The organism is Paraburkholderia sp. RAU2J (genome assembly GCF_003634845.1).
GTDB lineage: Bacteria > Pseudomonadota > Gammaproteobacteria > Burkholderiales > Burkholderiaceae > Paraburkholderia > Paraburkholderia fynbosensis.
Genome location: NZ_RBXG01000001.1, coordinates 341,479 through 366,895, shown reverse-complemented (window position 1 = coordinate 366,895; position 25,417 = coordinate 341,479). Strand labels below are relative to the sequence as shown.

Here is a 25,417-nt window from a genome sequence, read left to right as displayed (position 1 = left end):
GAGCGTCAGGCATAAGCCGGCCGATGCGCGCCGCCGGTCTCGCCGAGATAGCGGTGTACCGACAGATCGTCCGCCTTGATGGCGGGCTGTTTGCCCGACATCACGTCGGCCAGCAACTGGCCCGAACCGCACGACATGGTCCAGCCCAGCGTGCCGTGACCGGTGTTCAGGAACAGGTTCGCCACCGGCGTGCGGCCGACGATCGGCGTGCCGTCCGGCGTCATCGGACGCAATCCGGTCCAGAACGTGGCCTTCGACGTGTCGCCGCCGCCCGGGAACAGGTCGTTCACGCACAGTTCCAGCGTGGCGCGGCGCGCCTCGCGTAAAGACTTGTCGAAGCCGACGATCTCCGCCATCCCGCCGACGCGAATCCGGTTGTCGAAACGCGTGATCGCGATCTTGTAGGTCTCGTCGAGCACGGTGGACACCGGCGCGGCCGCTTCGTCGACGACCGGCGCGGTGATCGAATAGCCTTTGAGCGGGTACACCGGAATCTTTACGAGGCCCGCGAGGAACCGGGTCGAATACGAACCCAGCGCGACCACGAACGAATCCGCGCGCACCAGTTCGCCGCCGCATTGCACGCCGGCGACCCGGTCGCCCGCCATCGCCAGCGCGTCGATCGGCGTGTTGTAGCGGAATTGGACGCCCAGTTGCCCGGCCAGCGCGGCGAGGCGCGTGGTGAACATCTGGCAGTCGCCGGTTTCGTCGCCCGGCAGGCGCAGGCCGCCGGTCAGTTTGTGCGAAACCGCGGCGAGCGCCGGCTCGGCTTGCGCGAGTTCGGCCGCCGACAGCAGTTCATACGGCACGTTGGCTTCCTGCAGCACGGCGATGTCTTTCGCGGCGCCGTCGAATTGCTGCTGCGTGCGGAACACCTGCAGCGTGCCGCCGGTGCGGCCTTCGTACTGGATGCCGGTATCGGCGCGCAGTGCCTGCAGGCAGTCGCGGCTGTATTCTGCGAGGCGGACCATGCGGCCCTTGTTCACCGCATAGCGCGCCGACGTGCAGTTCTGCAGCATTTGCCACATCCATTGCAACTGGAATTGCGTGCCGTCGAGACGGATTGCGAGCGGCGCATGCTTCTGGAACATCCACTTGACGGCCTTCAGCGGCACGCCGGGCGCCGCCCACGGCGACGCATAACCGGGCGAGATCTGCCCGGCATTGGCAAAACTGGTTTCGAGCGCCGGGCCGGCCTCGCGGTCGATCACGGTCACTTCATGACCCGCACGCGCCAGGTAATACGCGGTCGTCACCCCGACGACGCCACTGCCCAAAACGACGACTCGCATAGCTGCTCCTGGATACTTGCAAAGAGGTTGGAGGGCGTGCGCTCGTCGATTGGTTCGGTTTCATTCGATTCACGAGGTGTAACGCGGGCCGCCCAGTGTTAACCGCTATACTATTAACAGTCAGGCAGGTTTTGTTATTGTATTTTCAGGATTTTCAGCAAAAACATCATGCGTATACAGCGCCAGCCGGTCCGGGCCCTCGACAAACTCGATCACAAGATCCTGCGACTGCTTCAGCAGGATGGCCGGATGGCTATGAAGGACCTGTCCGAGCAGGTTGGGCTGTCGGTGACGCCGTGCATCGAGCGGGTCAAACGGATGGAGCGCGACGGCGTGATCACCGGCTACCATGCGCGCGTGAATCCCGCCGAGCTGGGCGCGGCGCTGCTGGTGTTCGTCGAGATCACGCTCGATCACAAAAGCGGCAACATGTTTGACCAGTTCCGACGCGAAGTGCAGAAGATTCCTGAGGTGCTGGAGTGCCATCTCGTGTCGGGCGATTTCGACTATCTGATCAAGGCGCGCATCGGCGAAATGGCCGACTACCGCAAGCTGCTCGGGGACATCCTGCTGCAATTGCCGGGCGCGGTGCAGTCCAAGAGCTATGTGGTGATGGAAGAGATCAAGGAAACGCTGACGATCGCGGTAGGAGATTAGCCGCCGCCTTGTCACGAAAACTCGCTCGACAAACGGCGTAAACACTGTATATTTATACAGGTGTTGTGCGCCGTTTTCTGTTTTGCGTGACCCTGGCCGTGGCTAACTCCGATATCCCTTCCGCTCGCGAATTTCCGATCGCACCGCCCGCGCCTCGCAAGGGGCGTGGGGCGGTGACGAACCTGCAAGGCCGTTATGAAGTCGACCAGCGCGAAGCGGTGGACGACGGCTGGCAGCCGGCCGAGGGCGAAGAAGGCGATGAGCCCAAAGTCTTGCGCACGCAGGTCTTCGAGGAGCACGCCAAGTCCATCCTCACGCGCAACGCGTCGCCGGATATTCCGTTCGGCGTGTCGCTCAATCCCTACCGTGGTTGTGAACACGGCTGTATTTATTGCTTCGCGCGGCCTACGCATAGTTATCTGGGGCTGTCGCCGGGGCTCGACTTCGAAAGCCGGATTTACGCGAAGATCAATGCGCCCGAGTTGCTCGAACGGGAACTGTCGAAGAAGTCCTATGTACCCGAACCAATTGCATTGGGCGTCAACACGGACGCGTGGCAGCCCGCCGAGCGTGACTTGCGCCTCACGCGCAGAGTGATCGAGGTCCTCAGCGAACGCCACCACCCGTTTGCGGCCATCACCAAATCGTCGCTGATCGAGCGCGATATCGATCTGCTCGCGCCCATGGCCGCGCGCGGGCAATTCATGGCGGCCATTACGATCACCACGCTGGACGCGGATATCGCGCGCACGCTCGAACCGCGCGCGGCGACGCCCTCGCGCCGGTTGCGCACTATCCGTACGCTGAGCGAAGCGGGCATTCCTGTCGGCGTGAGCATCGCGCCGGTGATCCCGTTCGTCACCGAGCCGGATGTGGAGCGCGTGCTAGAGGCTTGCGCCGAGGCCGGTGCGAGCAACGCGAGCTACATCGTGCTGCGTCTGCCGTGGGAAGTGGCGCCGCTGTTCAAGGACTGGCTGGCCGCGCATTTTCCCGACCGCGCAGACCGCGTGATGAGCCGCGTGCGCGATATGCGCGGCGGCAAGGACTATGACTCGTCCTTTGCCGCGCGGATGAAGGGGGAGGGCTTATGGGCGGATCTGCTCAAGCAGCGATTTCACAACGCCGTGCGCCGTTTGGGCTTGAACCGGCGCGACCGCGGCATTCTCGACATGTCGCACTTCCGCCGCATCGAGCCGGCGCCGGCGCGGGCCGAAGAGCCGGTGCGCGACAATCCGCAGCTGAGGCTCTTTTAGTGCGGCGCGCGCACGGTCATTGCGAGATCGCTTTGGCCGCTTCCACCTGACTTTCGAAGTAAGTCTGGAACGAAATGGCAAGGCCCGTCATCAGCAGGAACGCGCCGATCAGCAGTGAAAAGATCACGATGAACACCACGGTCCAGCCGGAGCGGCTCTTGCGTTGCGTCTGCGCGTTGAATTGCGCGTCCCATTTTTCGTCCGGACGCAGCCCGTAGACGATTGCGGCGAGAAACGCGGCCAGCAGCGAAACGGCGCCGAGAAAGGCCAAGACCCAGCCGAGGATCGAAGCCCGCTCGCTCGCCACGAGCAGCATGACGCCAGGAATGCCGATCAGCGTACCGAGTAGATGAGCCCAGCCGAAAATGTCACGTTTGCCGTACAGATAGAAGCGGTGGGCACCGAGGCTGCCCAGCAGGAACGCCAGCGCGGCGGTAATCGTCTTGGATCTGAAGCGCGGGGAAGTCGAGACAAGGGTGGACATGTAGGCGTGGACAGAGTGACAGGCGCTCGAAAGGAGCGGCGCGCCGTTGGGCGCGGACCGACGCGCATTCTACGCCCGCCGCGGACCGGGGGTCATGTGGCGGGCAGGTGGATGGCTATAAGGGATCGCGGTGTGTATGGCGCGAGTTGTCGGGCAGCCGGACGCTTTGGCGGCGCGCGGCTGATTTTTTACCGAAGAAGGTAGCGGGCGGTGCTCGGCGAGGGAGAGCAGCTTCGCGGCGAGCGCCGCCGCGCTACGGCGCTGCATACGTCACGCGATAGATCGCGCCTGCGTAATCGTCGCTGATCAGCAGGGAACCGTCGGGCAAGGGCAAGACGTCGGCGGGACGGCCCCAAACAGCTTCGCCAGGCTGCAGCCAGCCTTCGGCAAAGACTTGCTGCCGCGCGTGGCTGCCGTCCGGATCGGCCATCACCCGCACGACGCGGTAACCGGCCTTTTTGCTGCGATTCCATGAGCCATGCTCGGCAATGAAGACATTGTTCCGGTAGGCGGGCGGAAACATCGAGCCGGTGTAAAAGCGCATGCCGAGCGCGGCGACGTGCGCACCCAGTTTGGCCACCGGCGGTGTAAATGCGCTGCATGGATGGCCCTTGCCGAATTCCGGGTCGAGCGTGTCGCCGCCATGGCAATACGGGAAGCCGAAATCCATGCCGGCGCGCGGCGCACGGTTGAGTTTGTCGTCCGGCACGTCGTCACCCAGCAGGTCCCGACCGTTGTCGGTGAACCAGAGTTCGTGCGTCACCGGATGCCACGCGAACCCGACCGAATTGCGCACGCCGCGCGCCATGACTTCATAGTGGCTCCCGTCCGGGTTCATACGGCCGATCATCGCGAAGCGGTCGCGGTCTTTCTGACAGACGTTGCAGGGCGCGCCTTGCGGCACGTACAGCTTGCCGTCCGGGCCGAAGGCGATGAATTTCCAGCCATGATGTGTTTCGCTGGGCAGCGTGTCGATCACGACGGCGGGCTTGGGCGGATTGTTCAGATGCGCGTCGATCGCATCGAAACGCAAGATCTTCGACACCGCCGACACGTACAGCGCGCCGTCGTGCCACGCCACGCCTGCCGGCGATTCGAGGCCGGAAGCGATAACGTGGCGGCCTGTCACTCGGCCGTTTTGCAATTCGAGCGCATAGACGTGCCCGTCGAGGCTGCCTATATAGAGAATGCCCTTCGGCGAGAGCGCCATCTCGCGCGCGCTCGGCACGTCGTCCGACAGAACCTCGATGTGGAAGCCGGGCGGTAATTTGATACGCTCGACCGGCGGCGCCGCAGCTGCCGACAGCGCCTGGCCGGCGAGCAACCCAGCCGCCGCATGGCGCAGAACCCGGCTTCGCAACGCGCGTGTGAGACCGGCAAACCACACGAAAACGAGAAAACGAACGGGCAAAAACGCTGTCGGCGGCAGGAGTTTCACGGGCTCTCCGTCAGGTAATTCGGGCGTTTGGGCGTGATTCGAGGCTTCCGTCCGGATGGCCGATGCAACCCCGTCGCTCAGTTTATCCCGGTAAGTGTTTGTTATGGCGTCGGTTTCCCGCTATAATCGCGTGTTTCAGTCGTTCCGAACCCCGGTTTTCAAGGATTCTAGTATGGTCATCATCCGCTTGGCTCGTGGCGGCTCCAAGAAGCGCCCGTTCTACAACATCGTCGCAACCGATTCGCGTAGCCGTCGTGACGGCCGCTTCATCGAGCGCGTTGGTTTCTACAACCCGGTCGCTACGAAGGGTGAATCCCTGCGTATCGCTCAGGATCGCCTGACGTACTGGCAAGGTGTTGGCGCGCAACTGTCGCCGACCGTCGAGCGTCTCGTGAAAGAAGCGCAAAAGGCGCAGCCGGCTGCTTAATGGTAGCCCGCATGCGTATCGTCGTCGGTTCGGCCGGCGGCTCGCGCAGCTTGCGTGAGCAGTCCGATGCGCGAGTTGTTTTACTGAAGCAGACGTCGAAGCTGGCAGCGAGGTGTTCTTATGTCTGAACGTGATTCCGGCAGTTCGGGGGGCATGAAGGCAAAGGCGGCAGCTCCGCGCGCGAAGACGTCTGATCAGGCGCCGTTCGGTGCATTCGTCCGCAAACCGGTCGAACGAGCCGAAGGCAAGGCGCAAGCCAATGTTGCAAAAGCTGGCTCCGCTGCGGCAGAAATGCGCACGGAAACAGTGGAAAGCTGGCCGGCCGATGCGGTCGAGGTCGGCGCAATCGTCGACGCTTACGGCCTCAAAGGCTGGGTCAAGGTAGCCGCGCATGCGGATGCCGGGCACGGCGGCGACGCGTTGCTAAGCGCGAAGCGCTGGTGGCTGTTGAAAGGCCACGAGCGCCAGTCGGCGCCGTCATTGCAGGCGAAAACGCATAGCGACAGTGTGGTTGCCCATCTGGGCGGCGTCACCGATCGCGATGTGGCGCTGGCACTGCGCGGCTCGCGCGTCTATGTCAGTCGCAGCGAATTTCCGGCCCTCGACGCCGACGAATTCTACTGGGTCGACCTGCTCGGCCTGGAGGTGGTGAACGTTGCCGGGGTCAATCTCGGCAAGGTTGCAGACATGATCGACAACGGTGCGCACTCGGTGATGCGTATCGAATACCCGGCTACCGACAAAAACGGCAAGCCGGTCGCAGGCGAGCGTTTGATCCCGTTCGTCGGCGTCTTTGTCAAAACGGTGGACCAGACGGCGAAGCAGATCATCGTCGACTGGGAAGCCGATTACTAAAATCATTCGCTGAACGGAGAGAGCGATGCAGTTCGATGTCGTGACGCTCTTTCCAGAAATGTTCCGCGCGCTGACCGACTGGGGTATCACCAGTCGTGCCGCGAAGCAGGAGCGCTATGGGTTGCGTACGTGGAATCCGCGTGATTTCACGACTGACAACTACCGCACAATCGACGATCGCCCCTACGGCGGCGGTCCCGGCATGGTGATGCTGGCGAAGCCGCTTGAAGACGCGATCGGCGCCGCGAAAGCGGCGCAGGCGGAGCAAGGCATCAGCGCATCGCGCGTCGTGATGATGTCGCCGCAGGGCGCCACATTGAATCACGACCGTGTCATGCGGTTCGCCGCCGAGCCCGGTCTGATCCTGTTGTGCGGGCGTTACGAAGCGATCGATCAACGTTTGCTCGACCGTGTCGTCGACGAGGAAGTCAGTCTTGGCGACTTCGTGCTGTCGGGTGGTGAATTGCCCGCGATGGCGTTGATGGACGCGGTCGTGCGCCAGTTGCCCGGCGTGCTGAACGACTCGCAATCGGCGGTGCAGGACAGCTTCGTCGACGTGCTGCTGGATTGTCCGCACTACACGCGTCCCGAGGAATACAACGGTGTGCGTGTGCCCGATGTGCTGCTCGGCGGGCATCATGCGGAAATCGAAGCGTGGCGTCGGCGTGAAGCGTTGCGCAATACGTTGAACAAACGGCCCGATCTGATCGTGAAGGCCAGAAAAAACAAGATGTTGAGCCGTGCCGACGAGGCATGGCTTGCAAGTCTCGCGAAGGAAGAATCGAAGGCGTAAAGCCGGCGGTCTTTCGAGCGGACACCAGGCGGCGCCGCACATGCGTGTACGGCGCCAGATGTGAACCCATCCTCTATCGGGGCCGTAGCCGAGCATTTTCCGCGAGGCAGGTACGAACGCCGACAAGATGGATCTAGGAGTCAGTGATGAATCTGATTGCAAAACTCGAGCAGGAAGAAATCGCGCGCGCCCTCGGCGAGAAGACCATCCCCGAATTCGCCCCCGGCGATACGGTGATCGTCAGCGTGAACGTGGTTGAAGGTACGCGTAAGCGTGTTCAGGCTTACGAAGGCGTCGTGATCGCCAAGCGTAACCGTGGTCTGAATTCGTCTTTCATCGTCCGTAAGATTTCGTCGGGCGAAGGCGTCGAGCGTACGTTCCAGACGTACTCGCCGCTGCTGGCAAGCATCGTCGTGAAGCGTCGTGGCGATGTGCGTCGTGCGAAGCTGTACTACCTGCGCGACCGTTCGGGCAAGTCGGCTCGAATCAAGGAAAAGCTGGTCTCGAAAGACCGCGCTGCTTCCCAAGCGTAAATGCTGTAAGAAAAGCACCCCTCGCGGGTGCTTTTTTGTTTGCCAGGTCAAAATAGCGGCATGTCCCCTATCCGCTCATTCGAGAGACCCGTTGATCCGCCCCGTCTTTGAGCCTGAAACGCTGCCCGTCGAAGCCACCGGTGCCCATCTGCCGCCGGTCGCCGCCGAGCGCCTTACCCCTGATGGCCTGCGCGCCCGCTTCGAGCAGCCTCTCGACTGGACGCCTGAGCCTAGAATCGAAACGCCGTGGCGCAATACCGAGGGCGATCCGCGCGTGGCCGCGGTGCTGGTGCCGCTCGTGGTCCGCAATCATGGGCTCACCGTGCTGCTCACGCAGCGTGCCGATCATCTGAACGATCACGCCGGACAGGTGAGTTTTCCTGGCGGCCGTCAGGAACCGTTCGATGCCGATGCCACTGCGACTGCGCTGCGCGAAGCGCACGAAGAGGTTGGCCTCGAACCGTCGCGAGTGGAAATTCTCGGCGCATTACCCGACTATTTGACCGGCACCGGCTTTTGTGTGACGCCGGTGATCGGTCTCGTGCATCCGCCGTTCGCATTGCAAATGGATACGCTCGAAGTGGCCGAGGTCTTCGAAGTGCCGCTCGCGTTTCTGATGGACCCGGCGAATCACGAAGTGCGTGTGTTCCGTTACGAGGGTGGCGAGCGACGCTTTTTCACGATGCCGTATCCGCGCAGCGAATCAACGGAGTCGCACGGGCAGGGCGGCGGAGTCGGCGGCCACCATTTCATCTGGGGCGCGACGGCGGCGATGCTGCGCAACCTGTATCGTTTCCTCGCTGCATGAGTCACTGCATGAGTCACTGCATGCGTCGTTGCGCGAGTTACCACACAAATTGCGCGTGACTGTGCACCGGCCCGGTGTTTGCCAGTGTCGGCGCTCAGTCGAATCCGACCCTGTGCTATCGTTATAAAACAATCGTAAAAACTCAAAAAGCACGGCGCATCGCATGACATTTTTCTCCGTATTGCTGGCTCTGATCATTGAACAGGTACGCGCGCTGTCACCGAGCAACCCGGTGTCTGCGCTGCTTCAATACCATGCGGAGTCGGCAGCGCACGGATTCGATGCCGGCAAGCCCAAGCATGGCTTGCTCGCATGGCTCGTGGTAGTGGTGCCCTGGACGCTGGCGGTCGCGCTCGTCTACTACGTGCTGTATCACATCCATTTCGCACTGGCGTTCCTGTGGAACGTCGCGGTGCTGTACTTCACGCTCGGCTTCCGCCAGTTCAGCCATTACTTCACCGACATTCACCTCGCGTTGAACAACGACGACGTGCCGCGCGCGCGTGAAATTCTGAATGAATGGACCGGGCTCGAAACGGTCGACATGCCGGTCAGCGAGATCGTCCGTCATACGCTGATTCATGCGGTGGTTGCTTCGCACCGCCATGTGTTCGGTGTGTTCTTCTGGTTCCTGATTCCGGTCGGGCCGGCGGGCGCGGTGCTGTACCGGGTTGCCGAATATCTGGCGCGTGCATGGGCGCGCCCGGGCGATGAACGCACCGCCGCGTTTTCGAGCTTCGCGCAGCGCGCCTTCTTCGTGATCGACTGGGTGCCGGCGCGCTTGACGTCGCTGGGCTTTGCGATTGTCGGCAATTTCGAGGACGCGATTTATGCGTGGCGCAATCATGCGCGTCAGTGGCCCGATGCGAACGACGGTGTACTGCTGGCCGCGGGAAGTGGGGCGTTGGGTGCACGTCTGAGCGGGCCGCTCGCCGAACCGTCGAGCCTCGACGCGCTTGCCACCGGCGATGGCGGTCCGATGCAGGTCGGCGACGACTGCACGCCGCGCACGCTGCAATCGGCGGTGGGTCTGGTGTGGCGCGCGGTCGTGCTGTGGATGATTCTGCTCTTGATGCTGACCATAGCCGTGTGGCTGGCTTGAGGCGAGCATGTTGGCAGGGCAAACGTAGCGCAATAAAAGAGCCGCCCGTGAGGCGGAATGCCGTTCAGTTAAGCGACTGAACGGCATTTTTGTTGGCCGCGCAAAGTAGTTGTAAGCGGGGCGTGACGATGTTAGCTTGCATCGCCGTGCTGGTTGATGATCTGCGCCTTCTCGTCGAATCACAACCACCGCTCGAATGGGGGCGGCCGGGCGCGGCGCCGCTTGCGTGGCCGTTTCACGAATCAGCCAGAAACTGCATTGCGCAGGATCAGGACCCGTACCTTTTCAAGGGACTATCGCTGTTCGCGATGGATGGCACCACGCTGCGCACCGCCGACAGTGCCGCCAACCGTAAGCATTTCGGCGCCTCTGCCGCTGCACATGGCCGTATTGGCAGCTATCCCAACTGCGCGCGGTCACGCTCACCGCGCTTGCCACGCATCTGGTGCGCGATGCAGTGTTCGGGCCTTACGACATCAACGAAATGGTCTCGGCGCGCGAACTCATTGCGCGTGTGCCTGCCAACTCCATCATCGTATTCGACAGGGGCTTCATGTCGGGCTGGCTCCTGTGCAATCTGAGCGCGGGCGGCGAGAACCGGCACGCCCGGTTTTTTATTTGCCTTCGACCTACGCGCAAACGTCTTGACCAACCTCGCCGGCGCTCGCACGCAGGACCCCCATCCCTCATCCATCCAACGGATCACGCGCAGTCCCGCATTGCCAGCACACCGTGAACTGCGCTTCGAGCAGTTCGCCGCACTGACGGCATCGCCAGCCGGGCGAGTCCGCCGCCGGTCCATGCGAGGCCGCGTCGATCAAGCGCCGGGCCATGGCCTCGTCGCGTTCATCGACGAGCCACAACTCAGGCGCGCACTGATCCGCCGGGATATCGCCGAGCGCGCCGTTCAGATAGCGGTTGTGCAACTCGCACGCGATGCCCGCGGTCTCCAGCACGTTGACCCAATGCTGTCCGGTGATCAGATTCGGTGCGCGCATCAGCTTCATGTCAGCGCACGATCTGGCTGGCTTCGTGCACGAGTTGCGCATAGAGCGCATGCCGCTCGCGGCGGATGCGGCCATCGGCGACCGCTTCTAGAATCGCGCAGCCCGGCTCGTGCAAGTGATGGCAGTTGTAAAAGCGGCAGTTCGGCAACAGCGGCCGGAACTCCGGAAACGCGCGCTCCAGCCTGCCTTCGGTCAGATGATGCAGGCCGAATTCCTGGAAGCCCGGCGAGTCGATCAACGCACCGCCCGTGTTGCTGCCGTCCAGGTTCGGCAACGGATAAAGCCGCGTAAAGGTCGTGGTATGGCGCCCGCTATTCAACGCGGTCGAAATCTCGCGCGTAGCGACTTCGGCATCGGGAATCAGCAGGTTCACGAGCGTCGACTTGCCCATACCGGATTGGCCGAGCAGCAGCGTCGAATGGCCGTGCAGATGTTCGACCAATGCAGCGCGTGCGGCCTCGGGCTGCATCTTGATCGACACCTCGACGACCGTATAGCCCAGCTCGCGATACGACTCGAGCCGCTTGCGCGCACCTTCGAGCTCGCCGGTTACGTCGATCTTGTTGAGCACGATCAACGGTTTCAGCTCGTTCGCTTCGGCGGCGACCAACGCGCGGCCGAGCAGGTCCTCGCTGAAATGCGGCTCGGTGGCGAGCACGATCAGCAATTGATCCAGATTGGCCGCGAACAGCTTCGACTTGTACTGATCCGAGCGATACAGCAGGTTGCGCCGTTCGCCGATCTCGACGATCACGCCTTGATCCGCGGAGGTCGGTTCGTAAATCACGCGATCGCCGACCGCCACCTCGCTGCGCTTGCCACGCGGAAAGCATTGGAGCATCGGCGCGCCATCTTCCGGCGCGACCAGATAGTGGCGGCCATGCGCGGCCACCACGAGGCCGCCTACGCGCGTGCTGGCCGACGCGCGCGGCGCTTTCGGGGAGCGGCTCATGCGTGCCGCAACAGTCGGTCGATCCGCTGCGACGCCGGCGGATGCGAGTAGTAGAACGCGGTGTAGAGCGGATCGGGCGTCAGGGTCGACGCGTTGTCCTCGTACAGCTTGACGAGCGCGTTCACGAGGTCTTGCGCGTCGGTCTGCGTCGCGGCAAACGCGTCGGCTTCGAACTCGTGCTTGCGCGAGGTGAGGCTGCCGAGCGGCGTGACGAAGAACAGGAACACCGGCAGCGCGAGGAAGAACAGCACCAGCGCGAGACCGCTATTGCCGCCGATCAGCGACGGCCGCACGCCCAGCCCTTCGTAGAACCACACGCATTGCGAGAGCCAGCCGAGCAATGCGAGCATCACGAGGCTGATCGCGAAGGTGACGAGCATCCGCTTGATCACGTGACGGCGCTTGAAGTGGCCGAGTTCGTGCGCGAGCACGGCCTCGATCTCGCTACCGGACAGACGCGCGAGCAGCGTGTCGAAAAACACGATCCGCTTGGCCGCGCCGAAGCCGGTGAAGTACGCGTTACCGTGCGCCGAACGGCGGCTGCCGTCCATCACGAAGAGGCCTTTGGCGGCGAAGCCGCAGCGCTTCATCAGCGCTTCGATACGGCTTTTCAGCGCTTCGTCCTTGAGCGGCTCGAACTTGTTGAAGAGCGGCGCAATGAACGACGGATACAGCACGAGCACGAGCATCTGGAACGCCACCCACACGATCCACGTCCACAGCCACCACAAACTGCCGGCCTGGTTCATCAGCCACAGCACGACGAACAGCAGCGGCAGGCCGAACGCGGCGCCGAGCAGCGTGCCCTTGATGCGGTCGAGGAAGAAAATGCGCTTGCTCATCCGGTTGAAGCCGAAGCGCTGTTCGATCACGAACTGCCGGTAGTAATCGAACGGCAGGTCGACCGCGCTCGTGATCGCGATCACGACGGCGACCAGGGCGATCTGGCCGAGGTAGCCACGCCCGAGCCAGTCGGAGATCGCCAGATCGAGCGCCTGCACGCCGCCCAGCAGCGTGAGGCCGATCAGCATGGCCGCGCTGACCACGACTTCGATCATGGTGAGGCGGGTGCGCTCGACGGTGTAGTCGGCGGCGCGCTGGTGCGCGCTCAGCTGGATGGTGCCGGCGAACTGGCTGGGCACCCGCTCGCGATGGCCGGCGACGAAGCGGATCTGCCGCGACGCGAGCCATAGTTTGGTGCCGACCATCGCCACGACGGCGATGACGAACAGAACGGTGAGGTACAGGGTAGGCATCCAGGGATTCCGTGGTATCTATGCGAGAATTATATGTTTGTTCCCGCCTCGTGGCGGGAGATACGCTTAAACGGGCTCAAGCCGCTTCAAATCGGCTCGAGTCAACGCTCAAACCATCTCAAACGAACCAGCGCCGGGGCAGGCAGGCTTTGCACGAAGCCGCCGGCCAGGCCATCAGGGTTGCCCTCAATGACTGACATCCTCGCATCCACCGAACAGCCGCCGCTCGTACGCAGTGACATGAATCTCGTCTGGCTGGACATGGAAATGACCGGGCTCGAGCCCGACTCCGACCGCATCATCGAAATCGCGGTGGTCGTGACGAATTCGACGCTCGACAGGATGGTCGAAGGTCCGGTGCTGGCAATTCACCAGAGCGACGAAACGCTCGCCAAAATGGATCAGTGGAATCAGAACACGCATGGCCGTTCGGGCCTGATCGACCGCGTGAAGGCTGCCACGGTCAGCGAAGCCGACGCCACCGAACAGATTCGCGAATTTCTTGCGCAGTACGTGCCGCCCGGCAAATCGCCGATGTGCGGCAACTCGATCTGCCAGGACCGCCGCTTCATGGCGCGCTGGATGCCGGATCTGGAGCGCTTCTTCCATTACCGCAATCTCGACGTCAGCACGCTGAAGGAATTGTGCCGCCGCTGGCAGCCCACCATCTACAAGGGCTTCCAGAAGCGCGCGATGCACACGGCGCTGGCCGACATCCACGAGTCGATCGACGAACTGAAGTACTACCGCGAGCACTTCCTGATTCCGTCGGCGCCTGACGCGGCTACTGCCGCGGAATAAGCGCTCGAAGCGCCCAGGCTTTAGCGTTAAGCCGGCCGGGGCGCGCGCACCGCGTTCTTCGGCCGGAACGCCTTCACCACGTCGGCGTTGGTTTCCACGTACGGCCCGCCGATCAGGTCGATGCAATACGGCACCGCCGCGAAAATGCCCGGCACCTTCACCGCACCGCGGGTTTCGCCCGCGTCCGCATCGCGCAAACCTTCCAGCGTTTCCTTGATCGACTTCGGCTGGCCCGGCAGGTTGATGATCAGCGCCGCATGCTCCGCCGTTTCGCGGATCACCGCCACCTGGCGCGACAGGATCGCGGTCGGCACGAAATTCAGGCTGATCTGCCGCATCTGCTCGCCGAAACCCGGCATGTCCTTCGTCGCGACCGCGAGCGTCGCCTCGGGCGTCACGTCGCGCCGCGACGGGCCGGTGCCGCCGGTGGTCAGCACCAGGTCGCAGCCCACTTCGTCGACCAGTTCGATGAGCGTGGCGGAGATGGTGGGCGCGTCATCGTGGATCAGACGGGTGACGACCTGCGACGGTGAACTCAGGGCCGTGCCGAGCCATTCCTGCAAGGCCGGAATGCCTTTGTCCTCGTAGACACCGGTCGACGCGCGGTCGCTGATCGACACGAGGCCGATCACGAGTTCGTCGGGGTGCCGGCGCGGGGACTTATTCGTCGCGGTCGTCATCGTCGTCTTCCGGGGCGTCGTCGGCATCGGAATCGCTTTGCGCGGACGGACCGTCCGCGTTCTTGATCCACTGGAACAGCTCGCGGAAATAGCGCGGCGGCTTGCTTTGCTGCGCTTCCTTGCGGGCGTTGCGGATCAGCGTGCGGCCCTGCTGGGGATCGGCGTTCGGGTGCTGACGGATGAACTCGGTCAGCGCGGCGTCGTCGGCGAGCAGTTTGTCGCGAGTGCGCTCGATCCAGTGGAGCTTGGCCGTTTCCGCCTTGTTGACGCCGTTGTAGGTGTCGAGCGCGGTGCGCAGTGCGGCGGTTTCCTCGTCGAGCAGCGAGCGCATCACGCGGCCGACGTATTGCACCTGGCGGCGCTTGCCTTCGTGGTCGGTGATGCGGCGCGCCTCGCGCACGGCGTCGTCGAGCTTTTCGGGCATCGGCATGCGTTTGAGTGCGTCCTTGGGCAGCGCGATCAGCGCCGAGCCCAGTTCCTGCAGCTCGTGCATCTCGCGCTTGAGCTGGGACTTGCTGGGACGATCGTAACCGTTCTCGTCGACTTCCGGCGCGGTGGATTCGATGGTTTGAATGCGGGTTTTGCGTGTCATGCCGATATTGTAGCGTGCCGCGCCCGCCGAACCCGCGCCGGGGCTGTGGATGCACCCTCGCGCCATGCGAAGCCGCAGTCTGAAGCAGGCGGCAGGCAAGTCACGATCGACCTGCGCAAATCCCTGGCCTCCCCTCATTAGCCAGCAAGCCAGCACGCGTTCCAACCCGCAAACCAGGCGCCGCCCAAGCAGGTGGATGCAAGCCCCCGCGAATGCCAGGTACGGCGGCGCGTACCTTGCTATGATCGCGGGATGCGTCAACCATCACGCACGCCACCGCGCATCTGCACGAGCATGGGCGTGGCATGTGCGAACACCCTGGGCCGCCCGGCCCCGAACAGGACGGCAACGACAATGGCAGCAGACATGGACGTCAAGCAGCGCTTTTTTCCGCATACCCAGGATGAACTGAAGGAAATCGCCTCGGACATCCTTCGTCACGCGAAGTCGCTCGGCGGCACCGACGCGGCAACCGAGATCTCCGAGGGCGACGGCCTGTCCGTGTCCGTGCGGCGCGGCGAAGTCGAGACAATCGAGCACAACCGCGACAAGATGGTCGGCGTGACGGTGTTCATCGGCAACAAGCGCGGCAATGCGAGCACCTCGGACTTTTCGTCGCAAGCGCTGAAGGACACGGTCGCGGCGGCCTACAACATCGCGCGCTTCACGGCAGAAGACGACTGCGCCGGGCTCGCCGAAGCGGAGCTGCTCGAGACCGCGCCGCGCGATCTCGATCTCTATCACCCGTGGAATCTGTCCGCCGACGAAGCGGTGGAAATCGCCCGCCGCTCGGAAGACGCCGCATTCGCGACCGACCCGCAGATCAAGAATTCGGAAGGCGCGAGCGTGTCGGCGCAGCACTCGCAGTTCGTGCTGGCCACTTCGCGCGGTTTCCTCGCAGGCTATCCGTACTCGCGTCACTACATCGCATGCGCGCCGATCGCCGGCAGCGGCCGCAACATGCAGCGCGACGACTGGTACACGTCGACCCGCAGCGCCGGCGACCTGGCGGACCCGGAGGCGGTGGGCCGCTATGCGGCGCAACGCGCGCTCTCGCGCATCGGCGCACGCGGCCTCGACACCCGCAAGGTGCCGGTGCTGTTCGAGGCGCCGCTCGCGGCAGGCCTCCTCGGCGCTTTCGTGCAGGCCACGAGCGGCGGCGCGCTGTATCGCAAGACTTCGTTCCTCGTCGACAGCCTCGGCAAGCCGGTGTTCGCGCCGCACGTGCAGGTCGTCGAAGATCCGCACGTGGTGCGCGCCATGGGCAGCGCGCCGTTCGACGAAGAAGGCGTGCGTACCCAGCAGCGTTCGGTCGTGAAGGATGGCGTAGTGGAAGGCTATTTCCTGTCCACCTATTCGGCGCGCAAGCTCGGCATGAAGACCACCGGCAACGCGGGCGGCTCGCACAACCTGTCGTTGCGCAGCTCGAACACGCGTCCCGAGGACGACTTCGAAGCGATGCTGAAGAAGCTCGGCACGGGCCTGTTGCTGACCGAACTGATGGGGCAGGGCGTGAACTACGTGACGGGCGATTACTCGCGCGGCGCATCGGGCTTCTGGGTCGAGAACGGCAAGATCCAGTATCCGGTCGAGGAGATCACCGTGGCGAGTACGCTGCAGGAGATGTTCCGCCATATCGTCGCGATCGGCGCGGATACGATCACGCGCGGCACCAAGCAGACCGGCTCGGTGCTGATCGAACGAATGACGATCGCCGGGCAGTAAGCGGTCAGCGGGGTTGGCCAAGTTGCTCCGGGGCCACCGCGATAAAAAAACGCCACGCAAGGTTTTTGCGTGGCGTTTTTTATGGAGCCGCCCCGGCACGTGTAGTGCAAAGGCGCCGGACGCTTCAGACTCGCGGCCGTGCGATCTCAGGCGTGCTTGCGCTTATACGTGACGAACGCATAGTCGAAGTCGTTCGGCGCATCTGCGCGATGCGTTTCGTGCGCGACTTCTTCCCACTCGTTATCGTCGAGCTTGGGAAACGTGACGTCGCCTTCGAAGTCCGCCGAAATCTCGGTGATGATCAACTTGTCCGCCTGCCGCAAACCTTCCGTGTACAACTGCGCGCCGCCGATCAGAAACGCTTCCGGCGCCTGATCCTGAGCGGCTAGGCGCAACGCGTCCTCGAGCGTCGTGGCAGCGTCGCAGCCCTGAAAGCGGCGCGTCGCATCGCGCGTCACGACGATGTTGCGGCGTCCCGGCAGCGGCCGGCCGATCGATTCATGCGTCTTGCGGCCCATGATGATGGGCGCGCCCATCGTGGTGCGTTTGAAGAACGAGAGGTCTTCGGGCAGTCGCCAGGGCAACTGGTTGTCGCGGCCGATCACGCCGTTGTTGGCGCGAGCGACGATCAGGGTGAGCGTCGTCATCGAGTGGAAAGGGGAACGTAACCGGATCGATTCTACCTGACGCGCCGGCGCACTCCGCCCAGCGGTTCCCCCGTGCCTGCGCGCACGCAGCTCGCCGCCCGCAGCCGCGCCGGCCGGATGCGTCATTGCCGCGCCGTCTCGTCGGCGGCGAAGGCCGCCTTGTCGTCGTCGTCGCTCGGTTCGCGCAAGCCCTCGGATTGAACGTGTTAGCCGGGAAAGTGGTCACCCGCACCGCGACCGGATCCTGACTGCGCGGCACCGGGACGAAGGCGTCGCGCGGCGTGATCGTGCGCTCGACGATGATGTCGCCGGGATCGACGGCCTGCTGCGCGCACGCATGGTCGGCGAGGCAGGCGGTGCATAGGGCGAGTGCGGTGGCCACAGCGACAGGCAGCCGGCGAGCGGGGGCGCCGCCGCCGACGACCCGAGCGCGCGCGGCACCCGGGTAGTGGTGGTCATGTCTCGGACCTTTGCTCTGTTTTGTGCTGTCTGCTGCGGGTGGCAGGTTGATGTGCCGCCACCGGTTTGTATCGTTAACTTGTCCGCGCTACTTTCTCTGGTAGGTAGCGACGTTGCCTTGGGCCGAGCGCGCGGCGTCGACCGGAATCGGCAGCGGTGATGGCGGCGCGATCTCGTCCCAGAGCGTCACCCGGCCGCCGCTGTTGACGCGCAGCAACTGTGGCGTCGCGGCCACCGTCACCATGCCGATCGCGCCGCCGCGTTGTCGCGAGAACATCTGGTCGTCGAGTGAAATAGCGTTCACGGATGTGGCATCAGCCGGGGTGTCCGACGTGTTGGCGGCGAGCGGGCTGGATTCGGCGCTTGTACCGGTCGTCCAGTCAGTCGATGGCGTCGCGTTGAGTTCCGTGCCGGCGCGCGGGGCGTGCGTGGCATTGGCGAATTGCGCCTGAGCAGTCCCAGCGTGGACGCTGACGGGCAAGGCGATTAGAGCGCTCGCGGCGCACGGTGCAAATCTGATTGGATCGATGCGCAAAGCGATTCGCATGATGTATCTCCTCGGTGCACAGCATTTAGCGAAACCTGTGCCATCGCTCGCAATCGCCTGATACGACTGGATGTGACGTGCAACCCTCGGAATAACTTTCATGAAAATCGGACAAAAACGTTTCAACGCTGAAACGGTCGGCACAATATACCTACAATTCGTTAATCCAGACGATACGGATTCCCTAGGATAACGCTGGGAAAGCGCTTCCACTTCGTTTTATTCGTCGGCTGAATAACTGCGGTGGGCCGTCAGGCCTTGCTGGTAAAAGGTTCCGGATTAAATTCGCATAATTGTTTTCCAAGCGGCGCGCGTATAGTAAGCTCTCGAAAACAGCTTCAGATTTAAAAAAGCCGATAACAGGCCGTCTCAAACACACACACGCCGCTTTCTTGGGGATCAGCTGTCCGCACGGAATGGAATGGCCGTTCGGTTTGCGCTATTCGCGAATCCCGAACGAGTCAGCGTGTCTGAATTGCGGTTCAGGTGCGTGCGTCATCCTTAACGTTCGTTGACGAGAGGATCTGAATAATGGAATCCGCAACGCGGCAACTGATTTATGTTTCACGCGATCCGAGCGCGGAACTGCATTCGAGGTTTCATCAGCGCGGCTGGCATGTCGAAGTCGTCGGATCGGCGCGCGATGTGCGCCGGGCGGTTCGCGGCGGGATGGCGGCGGGCGGCCTGCTTGATCTCTCCAGCGATTTCCAGCCGCACGAAATCACCGCTTTCGAATCCTGCCTGACCATGCCGAACGTCGGCTGGGTGGCAGCCACCACGCCCGGCCAATTGCAGGACGCCGCATTGCGCCGGCTCGTGCGCGATTATTGTTTCGACTATGTGACCGTGCCCTATGCGGGCGACCGGATCGTCGATTCGGTCGGGCACGCCTACGGCATGATCTCGCTGGGCGAACCGGCGTCGAACGACGGCTCGCAAGGCGCCGAAGGCGAAATGGTCGGCTCGTGCGATGCGATGCTCGCGCTGTTCCGTTCGATCCGCAAAGTGGCGATGACCGACGCGCCGGTGTTCATCTCGGGCGAATCCGGCACCGGCAAGGAGCTGACGGCGGTCGCGATTCACGAACGCTCGGCGCGGCGCAATGCGCCGTTCGTGCCGATCAACTGCGGCGCGATCCCGCCGCATCTGCTGCAATCGGAGCTATTCGGCTATGAACGCGGCGCGTTCACCGGCGCCAATCAGCGCAAGATCGGCAGGGTGGAGGCGGCCAACGGCGGCACGCTCTTTCTCGACGAAATTGGCGACCTGCCGCTCGAAAGCCAGGCGAGCCTGTTGCGCTTCCTGCAGGAGCGCAAGGTCGAGCGCCTCGGCGGCCATGGCGCGATCGACGTAGACGTGCGCATCATTTCGGCGACCCACGTCGACATGACCGCCGCGATGATCGAAGGGCGTTTCCGTTCCGACCTCTATCACCGGCTATGCGTGCTGCAGATCGACGAGCCCCCGCTGCGCGCGCGCGGCAAGGATATCGAACTGCTGGCGCGTCATATGCTGGAACGCTTCAAGAAGGATGCGAGCCGCCGTCTGCGCGGCTTCGCGCCGGACGCGATCGCGGCGCTGCATAACTATGGCTGGCCCGGCAATGTGCGCGAACTGATCAACCGGGTTCGGCGGGCCATCGTGATGTCGGAGGGCCGGGCGATCACGGCGCGCGATCTCGAACTGGCCGAGTACGTCGAAATCGTGCCGGTGTCGCTCGCCCAGGCGCGCGAGGCGGCGGAGCGTCAGGCGATCGAGTTGGCGCTGCTGCGCCATCGCGGGCGGCTCGGCGACGCCGCGCAGGAACTCGGCATTTCGCGCGTGACGTTGTACCGGCTGCTGTGCTCGCATGGCATGCGTCATATGGAAGGCGAGCCGATGTCGTCGCCCCATGGGGATTTGCCGGCGTCGGTGCCGCATCTTTAGCGGTTTTGGGGCGCCCGGTTTCCACGCGCCCTTTGCCCTTTGCCGCGTTGCCTTTTGCCTGCTGCCAACGGGCCCTGACGGGCTTTGCCCGGGCCTGGCCGGCTTCCGGCGGTGCTTCTGCCGTGCTTGAACCACGCGCTTCGTGAAAGCTTGTCCTCGCGGAGCCATCCTCGCCGGCGAGCCCGACGCGTGCGGAACACCCGCTCGGATTTTTTGGCCCGCGCCGCTTGCCATTCCCCAATTTTCACGCTGCGACGACGTCGCGACCAGGCGTCGGCGGGCTGTGCTTGTTAAAATCGGGTTTTCCGCTCAATCCCGAGGCGCGCGCGTCGACCGTGACTGCGCCTCGTCGAAGGAACCCGCATGAAACAATACCTAGACCTCGTCCGCACGATTCTCGACACCGGCACGTGGCAGGAGAACCGCACCGGCATCCGCACCATCAGCATGCCGGGGGCGATGCTGCGCTTCGATCTCCAGCAGGGCTTTCCCGCCGTCACGACGAAAAAGCTGGCGTTCAAGTCGGCGGTGGGCGAACTGATCGGGTTTCTGCGCGCATCGCGCAGCGCCGCGGATTTTCGCGAGCTCGGCTGCAAGGTGTGGGATGCGAACGCCAACCAGAATCCGCAATGGCTCGCCAATCCGTATCGCGAAGGCCCGGACGATCTCGGCGACGTGTACGGCGTGCAGTGGCGGCAATGGCCGGCGTACAAGGTGCTCGATGCCGGCGCGAGCGCGCAGCTTGCCGATGCGAGCGCGCGCGGCTTCCAGGTGGTGACCGAATTTGAGGAAAACGGCGCGCCGAAGGTGCTGCTTTACAAGGCGATCGACCAGTTGCGCCAGTGCCTGGACACGATCATGCAGAACCCCGCCGATCGGCGCATTCTGTTTCACGCGTGGAACCCAGCGGTGCTGGATCAGATTGCGCTACCGGCTTGCCATCTGCTGTATCAGTTCCTGCCGAACGTCGCGCGCCGCGAAATCTCGCTGTGCCTCTATATCCGCAGCAACGACGTTGGACTCGGTACGCCGTTCAATCTGACCGAGGGCGCGGCATTGCTGCATCTGGTCGGACGCCTGACGGGTTATACGCCGCGCTGGTTTACGTATTTCATCGGCGACGCGCATATCTACGAGAACCAGCTTGATATGCTGCAGCAGCAGCTCACACGCGAGCCTTACGGGAGCCCGGCATTCGCGATCTCGGAGCGTGTGCCGGAGTACGCGAAAACCGGCGTGTACGAGCCGGAATGGCTGGAGAAGATCGAGCCGGCGGATTTCTCCCTGGTGGATTATCGGCATCATGAACCGTTGACGGCGCCGATGGCTGTTTGAGCGCGTCGGCGGTCGTTTCAGCAGGGCGGTAGTCAAACCCCCGCGATGTGAATCGCGGGGGTCATTTTTTGCGCTTATGCCGGAGGCCGCGGTTTTGGGCGTCGACGGAATAGCAGGGCGCGGCCGCGCTCAGCCTTTGTGATGCTCGTCGCGATTGCCGCCGCCCGGATGCTGGTCGGCGTGTTGCTGCTGCGGCTGCGGACGTGGTTCGGGACGTGGCTGCTGCACCTGCTGCGGACGTGGTTCGGGACGCGGCTGCTGCATCTGCTGTGGACGTGGTTCGGGACGCGGCTGCTGCACCTGCTGTGGACGTGGTTCGGGACGCGGCTGCTGCACCTGCTGCGGACGTGGTTCGGGACGCGGCTGCTGCACCTGCTGCGGACGTGGTTCGGGACGGAACTGCTGCACCTGCTGTGGCCGCGGTTCAGGACGTGGCTGCTGGATCTGCTGCGGCCGCGGTTCGAGATGTGGCTGCTGCACCTGCTGCGACCGTGGCTCAGGAGTCGGCTGCTGCACTTGCTGAGGACGCGGCGGTTCGGCCCGGAACTGCTGCATCTGCTGCGGTGGTGATTCGGAACGCGGCGCCTGCATCTGCGGTGGCCGAGCTTGCGCTCCCGCCTGCGGCACCTGCGCGGGACCATAGTCCTGACGCGCCTGCTGGGCCTGAATCTCCGTGGGCCGCGGCACCTGCGGCTGCGCCTGGCCCGGCGTCTGCGTCTGCGGCGAAGGCTGAAATCCCTGCTGACGCCCTCGCTGCTGCATCGCCAGATTCTCCCCGGAACGCGGCATGCCATGCGGTTGCATCCTCGCATTGCCCTGCATGCCGGGCTGTTGCTGCCCGACGCTCAGCTGTCCGGGCTGCCCTTGCGGACCGCTACGCTGCTGCGCCTGCAGTGCCATCGGCGTATGCGGCTGCGTCCACACCGGCTCGCGCCCCGCGTTCAGGCCCGGTTGCCGTGCAGCCTGATCCGGCATGCCGCTACGCTGCTGCGGATAACCTCCCGGATTACCGCCGCCCGCTTGCGGTGGCCGGGGCACGCCAGCCGACGCATGTCCCGTTTCGCCCGCCTGCCGCGGACGCTGATTATCGGCGATCTGCGGGGGCATCCCCGGACGCGCTTGCGGCTCAGCCCCGCGCGGGAGCGCGGCAGCGGCACCGCCCGGCCGCTGTCCAATCTGCGGCACGCCCTCGGGCGCCCCAGGCACCGGGGCACCCGCCGCCGCACCGGGCGTCCTCCCCGCGATATGCGACTGCACGACCCGCACGTTGCGCACCGGCAGTGCGCTCGCGCCAGCGCTCATCTGCGCCGGCACCGAAGTCCTGACCACAGGTTGGCCGCCGCCCGGCACCCGTCCACCGCCTTGCGCGAAACGCTGCGCGAGGCGGTCGTGATAAGCGGCGGGCAGCGCGGGACTGCGCGTCGCGACCACCGGCCGCGCCGCGACGCCCGCCGGCGGCCGGTAATTTGCATTGCGCTGACCCGGCCCGAAACTCTCCCGTACCGGCGCGATCCCCGGCCCGCCGGCGTTGATCCGTGGATGGCGCCAGTCGCGCGGGTCGACCTTTTGCGCGAATCGTCCGACCGGCTGGCCGTGCACGAACGCCGTCGCCGGTATCGCAGTCAGGCCGCCGCGCGCGCGATAGTTGACGTACGTGTTGTGGACATCCACGTGGCGGTTGTCGTTGTTGACGATCGTCGTGCGGTTGACGCGGTTGTAGTACCCGGGGCTCCAGTGATCTCGCCCGCGCCAATGCGGATGCCACGGCTCGCCGGGGCCGAGTGGAAACCACGCGACGCCGGCCGCCACGACCCCGCCGATCGCCAGATTCACGCCCCAGTCGGCCACGCCGCCCGCGCCCTCCTCGTCGCCGACGAACGCCACCAGCGCCGGCGCGTAGGCAGGCTGCGCGTCGGGCTCGACCGGACCCGGCACCCATGCCCACGTATCGTCGACCTGGGCCCAGCGGCCGTAGTGATACGGCGCGAAGCCCCACGGCTGGTCGTCGACCCACGTCCAGCCCCACGGCGCCTGCCAGATCCAGTGGCCGTCGTGGTAGGGCGCCCAGCCGGCGGGCGTGGCGCGCGGCACCCACACTTCGCCATATTGCGGGCTGTCGCGCCACGTGCCGTTGGCGTCGAGATCCTGATAGCCCGGGATATCGCGCGATACGTAGCGCGCCGACACCGAGCGGTCTTCGGCGGCATCGCGGCTCACGGCCCACTGGTCGAGGTTGTCGAGGCCGGGTACCTGGTCGTCGGCGAGTTGTTGCAGCCGGGTGCCGGTGAAGCGGACCTGCCGGCCGGCCGTGACGGGCACCTGGCCGCCGTCGCCGTAGACGGTCGCGCTGCCGCTGCGCACCGTGACAGTGGTGCTGCTGCCGTCGGGTGCGACGTCGACGCGGTAGTCGCCCGGGCCGTTTACGCCGAGCGCGAGGTTCGGCGTATCGATCTCATACGACGAACCCGGGGGCAGTTCGCGCACGCGGGTCGACAACGTGCCCTGGGCGACTTTCAGTTGCGCGCTGTTGTCGTCGAGATTGAGCACGTCGAGGCTGGTGGACTGCCCGAGGCGCACTGCGGTCGAGCCGATGTGCAGCTCGGAGCGCGCGTTCTGATCGTTCCAGAGCTGGTCGCCGGTGGTGAGCGGACGGTTGATCTGCGCGTACGACCAGTCGGTGGCGCCAGCGGGCTCCGTGGTCACGGCGCCGGCAGTGTAGTTCAGGCGGGCGATGCGTCCCGGCGGATCGCTGTCCTGGGTGGCGGCGGTGTCCTGCGGCGCTGGCTGGCTCTCCTGCGCCCACGACGCTTGCGAGGCAAACAGGAAAGCGGCGGCCGCGATCAGCGTGTAACCCGGAATACGGCGCCGCAAATGGTCGTGGGCGGTGGCGGTTCTCATGACTTATCTCCTGCGGACATGGCAAACGGCATCGGTCCGTAAGTGTCCGTAAGTCACTCTACCCGTGGCATCTGTTTCAAGGCCCCCACTTTTGTAAGGCCACCTCGCGGGCGTGTAACAAAAGGTCTCGCCGCGCGTTCCGACGCGGGTTGGGCGTCGCGATTCGTCGGCTCATTGGCGACTATCGGCGCGCAAATCCGGCGCTTGCGAGCAGCTCACGCCGCGAGAAACGCATCGAAATGACGACGCCCCGCCGGCGTGATCCGCAGGATTCTCGGCCGCTCGGTCCGTTCGACCCAGCCATGCGCCGACCAAGAGTCGAGCAGCGCCGCGCCGAGCGCGCCGCCCAGATGCGGACGCCGCTCGCTCCAGTCGGGGCAGGTGCAGGCAAAGCGGCGCCGGCGGCTTTTATGCACCGACATGTCGATGCCCCATTCGGCGAAGCGGGCGGCGCCCTCGGCGGTCGCTTCGAGCGTGGTGCCGTGCAGCGTCAGCAGACCGCGCCCGACGAGCCGCTCGAACACCTGCACCGACAACTCGCCCGCCATGTGGTCGTAGCAGGTGCGGGCGTAACGCATGTCGAGCGGCACGGTGCGCGCCGCGCGCGGCACGGCCCGCTGCGGCGCGCTGACCTGTGCGACATTGGCGAGCGCTTCGATCGACGCGGCGATGTCGGGCGACGCGATGCGGAAATAGCGATGCCGGCCGCGCACTTCGAGCGCGAGCAGACCGCCGTCGACGAGCCGCGCGAGATGCGCGCTGGCCGCCGACGGCGACAGGCCGGCGATCATCGTCAGCTCGCCGGCGGGGCGGGCGCTGCCGTCCATCAGCGCCCACAGCATCGCGGCGCGGCCGGGATCGGCAAGCAGCGCGCCAATGCGGCTCAAGCCTGGAAAGTGGTTCTGGTCGTCGGTGAGCGGGGCGGGCATCGGGGGTCTCCAGGGCGGCGC

The 25,417-nt window shown here is 64.5% G+C and carries 24 protein-coding genes and 1 pseudogene; 12 read left to right on the top strand and 13 right to left on the bottom strand.

Annotated elements, in window-relative coordinates:
• Nucleotides 1-5 precede the first annotated feature (5 nt).
• On the bottom strand, nucleotides 6-1,292 hold the full coding sequence (locus B0G69_RS01690) for a D-amino acid dehydrogenase (RefSeq protein ID WP_121315368.1): 1,287 nt from the start codon (nucleotides 1,290-1,292) through the stop codon (nucleotides 6-8).
• Nucleotides 1,293-1,460: 168 nt separating this feature from the next.
• Here B0G69_RS01690 and B0G69_RS01685 point away from each other — a divergent pair, with 168 nt between their 5' ends.
• Both B0G69_RS01685 and B0G69_RS01680 read left to right on the top strand, forming a co-directional pair.
• Nucleotides 1,461-1,949 (top strand): Lrp/AsnC ligand binding domain-containing protein, encoded by a 489-nt coding sequence (locus B0G69_RS01685; protein ID WP_121315367.1) that lies wholly within the window; start codon nucleotides 1,461-1,463, stop codon nucleotides 1,947-1,949.
• 92 nt (nucleotides 1,950-2,041) lie between these two features.
• Nucleotides 2,042-3,202: a PA0069 family radical SAM protein gene (locus B0G69_RS01680; RefSeq protein ID WP_121319019.1), complete on the top strand. Its 1,161-nt coding sequence runs from the start codon at nucleotides 2,042-2,044 to the stop codon at nucleotides 3,200-3,202.
• A gap of 16 nt (nucleotides 3,203-3,218) precedes the next feature.
• Here B0G69_RS01680 and B0G69_RS01675 read toward each other — a convergent pair whose 3' ends face one another.
• Nucleotides 3,219-3,686 carry a TM2 domain-containing protein gene (locus B0G69_RS01675; RefSeq protein ID WP_121315366.1) on the bottom strand — a complete coding sequence of 156 codons (468 nt, stop codon included), beginning with the start codon at nucleotides 3,684-3,686 and terminating at the stop codon, nucleotides 3,219-3,221.
• A gap of 253 nt (nucleotides 3,687-3,939) precedes the next feature.
• Entirely contained in the window at nucleotides 3,940-5,031 is a 1,092-nt protein-coding gene (locus B0G69_RS01670) for a sorbosone dehydrogenase family protein (protein ID WP_241991344.1), read from the bottom strand.
• 265 nt (nucleotides 5,032-5,296) lie between these two features.
• Here B0G69_RS01670 and rpsP point away from each other — a divergent pair, with 265 nt between their 5' ends.
• From rpsP to B0G69_RS01640, 6 genes are all read left to right on the top strand, one after another.
• On the top strand, nucleotides 5,297-5,551 hold the full coding sequence (gene rpsP / locus B0G69_RS01665; RefSeq protein WP_013090118.1) for a 30S ribosomal protein S16: 255 nt from the start codon (nucleotides 5,297-5,299) through the stop codon (nucleotides 5,549-5,551).
• 120 nt (nucleotides 5,552-5,671) lie between these two features.
• Complete coding sequence (gene rimM, locus B0G69_RS01660) at nucleotides 5,672-6,406, top strand: ribosome maturation factor RimM (RefSeq protein WP_121315364.1); 735 nt, start codon at nucleotides 5,672-5,674, stop codon at nucleotides 6,404-6,406.
• A gap of 25 nt (nucleotides 6,407-6,431) precedes the next feature.
• Nucleotides 6,432-7,199: a tRNA (guanosine(37)-N1)-methyltransferase TrmD gene (gene trmD, locus B0G69_RS01655; protein ID WP_121315363.1), complete on the top strand. Its 768-nt coding sequence runs from the start codon at nucleotides 6,432-6,434 to the stop codon at nucleotides 7,197-7,199.
• A gap of 146 nt (nucleotides 7,200-7,345) precedes the next feature.
• Nucleotides 7,346-7,732, top strand: coding sequence for a 50S ribosomal protein L19 (gene rplS / locus B0G69_RS01650; RefSeq protein WP_020069334.1), 387 nt, complete (start codon nucleotides 7,346-7,348; stop codon nucleotides 7,730-7,732).
• 91 nt (nucleotides 7,733-7,823) lie between these two features.
• On the top strand, nucleotides 7,824-8,540 hold the full coding sequence (locus B0G69_RS01645) for a CoA pyrophosphatase (RefSeq protein ID WP_121315362.1): 717 nt from the start codon (nucleotides 7,824-7,826) through the stop codon (nucleotides 8,538-8,540).
• A 163-nt stretch (nucleotides 8,541-8,703) separates the two neighbouring features.
• A complete protein-coding gene (locus B0G69_RS01640) occupies nucleotides 8,704-9,642 on the top strand; it encodes a CobD/CbiB family protein (RefSeq protein ID WP_121315361.1) in 939 nt (312 codons plus the stop codon).
• A 686-nt stretch (nucleotides 9,643-10,328) separates the two neighbouring features.
• Here B0G69_RS01640 and B0G69_RS01630 read toward each other — a convergent pair.
• From B0G69_RS01630 to B0G69_RS01620, 3 genes are read right to left on the bottom strand one after another with little or no spacing between them, the layout of a single operon-like run.
• Entirely contained in the window at nucleotides 10,329-10,649 is a 321-nt protein-coding gene (locus B0G69_RS01630; protein ID WP_121315360.1) for a DUF2007 domain-containing protein, read from the bottom strand.
• Between the two features lies 1 nt (nucleotide 10,650).
• The gene (rsgA, locus tag B0G69_RS01625) at nucleotides 10,651-11,601 is read right to left on the bottom strand and encodes a ribosome small subunit-dependent GTPase A (protein WP_121315359.1); all 951 of its coding nucleotides are present in this window, start codon (nucleotides 11,599-11,601) and stop codon (nucleotides 10,651-10,653) included.
• Complete coding sequence (locus B0G69_RS01620) at nucleotides 11,598-12,857, bottom strand: M48 family metallopeptidase (RefSeq protein ID WP_121315358.1); 1,260 nt, start codon at nucleotides 12,855-12,857, stop codon at nucleotides 11,598-11,600. Before B0G69_RS01620 ends, rsgA begins: the two co-directional genes overlap by 4 nt.
• Before the next feature lie 189 nt (nucleotides 12,858-13,046).
• Between B0G69_RS01620 and orn the strand changes: the two genes are divergently transcribed.
• Nucleotides 13,047-13,658: an oligoribonuclease gene (gene orn / locus B0G69_RS01615; protein ID WP_121315357.1), complete on the top strand. Its 612-nt coding sequence runs from the start codon at nucleotides 13,047-13,049 to the stop codon at nucleotides 13,656-13,658.
• 26 nt (nucleotides 13,659-13,684) lie between these two features.
• Here the strand turns inward: orn and mog are convergent, their stop codons facing one another.
• Entirely contained in the window at nucleotides 13,685-14,338 is a 654-nt protein-coding gene (gene mog, locus B0G69_RS01610) for a molybdopterin adenylyltransferase (protein ID WP_121315356.1), read from the bottom strand.
• Nucleotides 14,319-14,930, bottom strand: coding sequence for a ribosome biogenesis factor YjgA (gene yjgA, locus B0G69_RS01605; protein ID WP_121319017.1), 612 nt, complete (start codon nucleotides 14,928-14,930; stop codon nucleotides 14,319-14,321). The genes mog and yjgA overlap by 20 nt, the downstream gene beginning before the upstream one ends.
• Nucleotides 14,931-15,284: 354 nt before the next feature.
• Here yjgA and pmbA point away from each other — a divergent pair, with 354 nt between their 5' ends.
• Entirely contained in the window at nucleotides 15,285-16,655 is a 1,371-nt protein-coding gene (gene pmbA / locus B0G69_RS01600) for a metalloprotease PmbA (RefSeq protein WP_121315355.1), read from the top strand.
• 146 nt (nucleotides 16,656-16,801) lie between these two features.
• Here the strand turns inward: pmbA and B0G69_RS01595 are convergent, their stop codons facing one another.
• The 3 genes and pseudogenes from B0G69_RS01595 to B0G69_RS01585 form a co-directional block, all read right to left on the bottom strand.
• Nucleotides 16,802-17,302, bottom strand: coding sequence for a dihydrofolate reductase (locus B0G69_RS01595; protein ID WP_121315354.1), 501 nt, complete (start codon nucleotides 17,300-17,302; stop codon nucleotides 16,802-16,804).
• A gap of 193 nt (nucleotides 17,303-17,495) precedes the next feature.
• Nucleotides 17,496-17,684, bottom strand: a pseudogene (locus B0G69_RS41700) (hypothetical protein); the annotation flags it as partial.
• A gap of 165 nt (nucleotides 17,685-17,849) precedes the next feature.
• Nucleotides 17,850-18,308 (bottom strand): hypothetical protein, encoded by a 459-nt coding sequence (locus B0G69_RS01585; RefSeq protein WP_121315353.1) that lies wholly within the window; start codon nucleotides 18,306-18,308, stop codon nucleotides 17,850-17,852.
• 531 nt (nucleotides 18,309-18,839) lie between these two features.
• On the opposite strand from B0G69_RS01585, the gene B0G69_RS01580 reads away from it, so the two are divergent.
• Together B0G69_RS01580 and B0G69_RS01575 are read left to right on the top strand one after the other, a co-directional pair.
• Nucleotides 18,840-20,234 carry a sigma-54 dependent transcriptional regulator gene (locus B0G69_RS01580; protein ID WP_121315352.1) on the top strand — a complete coding sequence of 465 codons (1,395 nt, stop codon included), beginning with the start codon at nucleotides 18,840-18,842 and terminating at the stop codon, nucleotides 20,232-20,234.
• Between the two features lie 363 nt (nucleotides 20,235-20,597).
• A complete protein-coding gene (locus B0G69_RS01575; RefSeq protein ID WP_121315351.1) occupies nucleotides 20,598-21,569 on the top strand; it encodes a thymidylate synthase in 972 nt (323 codons plus the stop codon).
• Nucleotides 21,570-21,698: 129 nt separating this feature from the next.
• Here B0G69_RS01575 and B0G69_RS01570 read toward each other — a convergent pair whose 3' ends face one another.
• Nucleotides 21,699-24,467 (bottom strand): DUF6600 domain-containing protein, encoded by a 2,769-nt coding sequence (locus B0G69_RS01570; protein ID WP_121315350.1) that lies wholly within the window; start codon nucleotides 24,465-24,467, stop codon nucleotides 21,699-21,701.
• Between the two features lie 215 nt (nucleotides 24,468-24,682).
• Nucleotides 24,683-25,396 carry a helix-turn-helix transcriptional regulator gene (locus tag B0G69_RS01565; RefSeq protein ID WP_121315349.1) on the bottom strand — a complete coding sequence of 238 codons (714 nt, stop codon included), beginning with the start codon at nucleotides 25,394-25,396 and terminating at the stop codon, nucleotides 24,683-24,685.
• Between the last annotated feature and the right edge of the window lie 21 nt (nucleotides 25,397-25,417).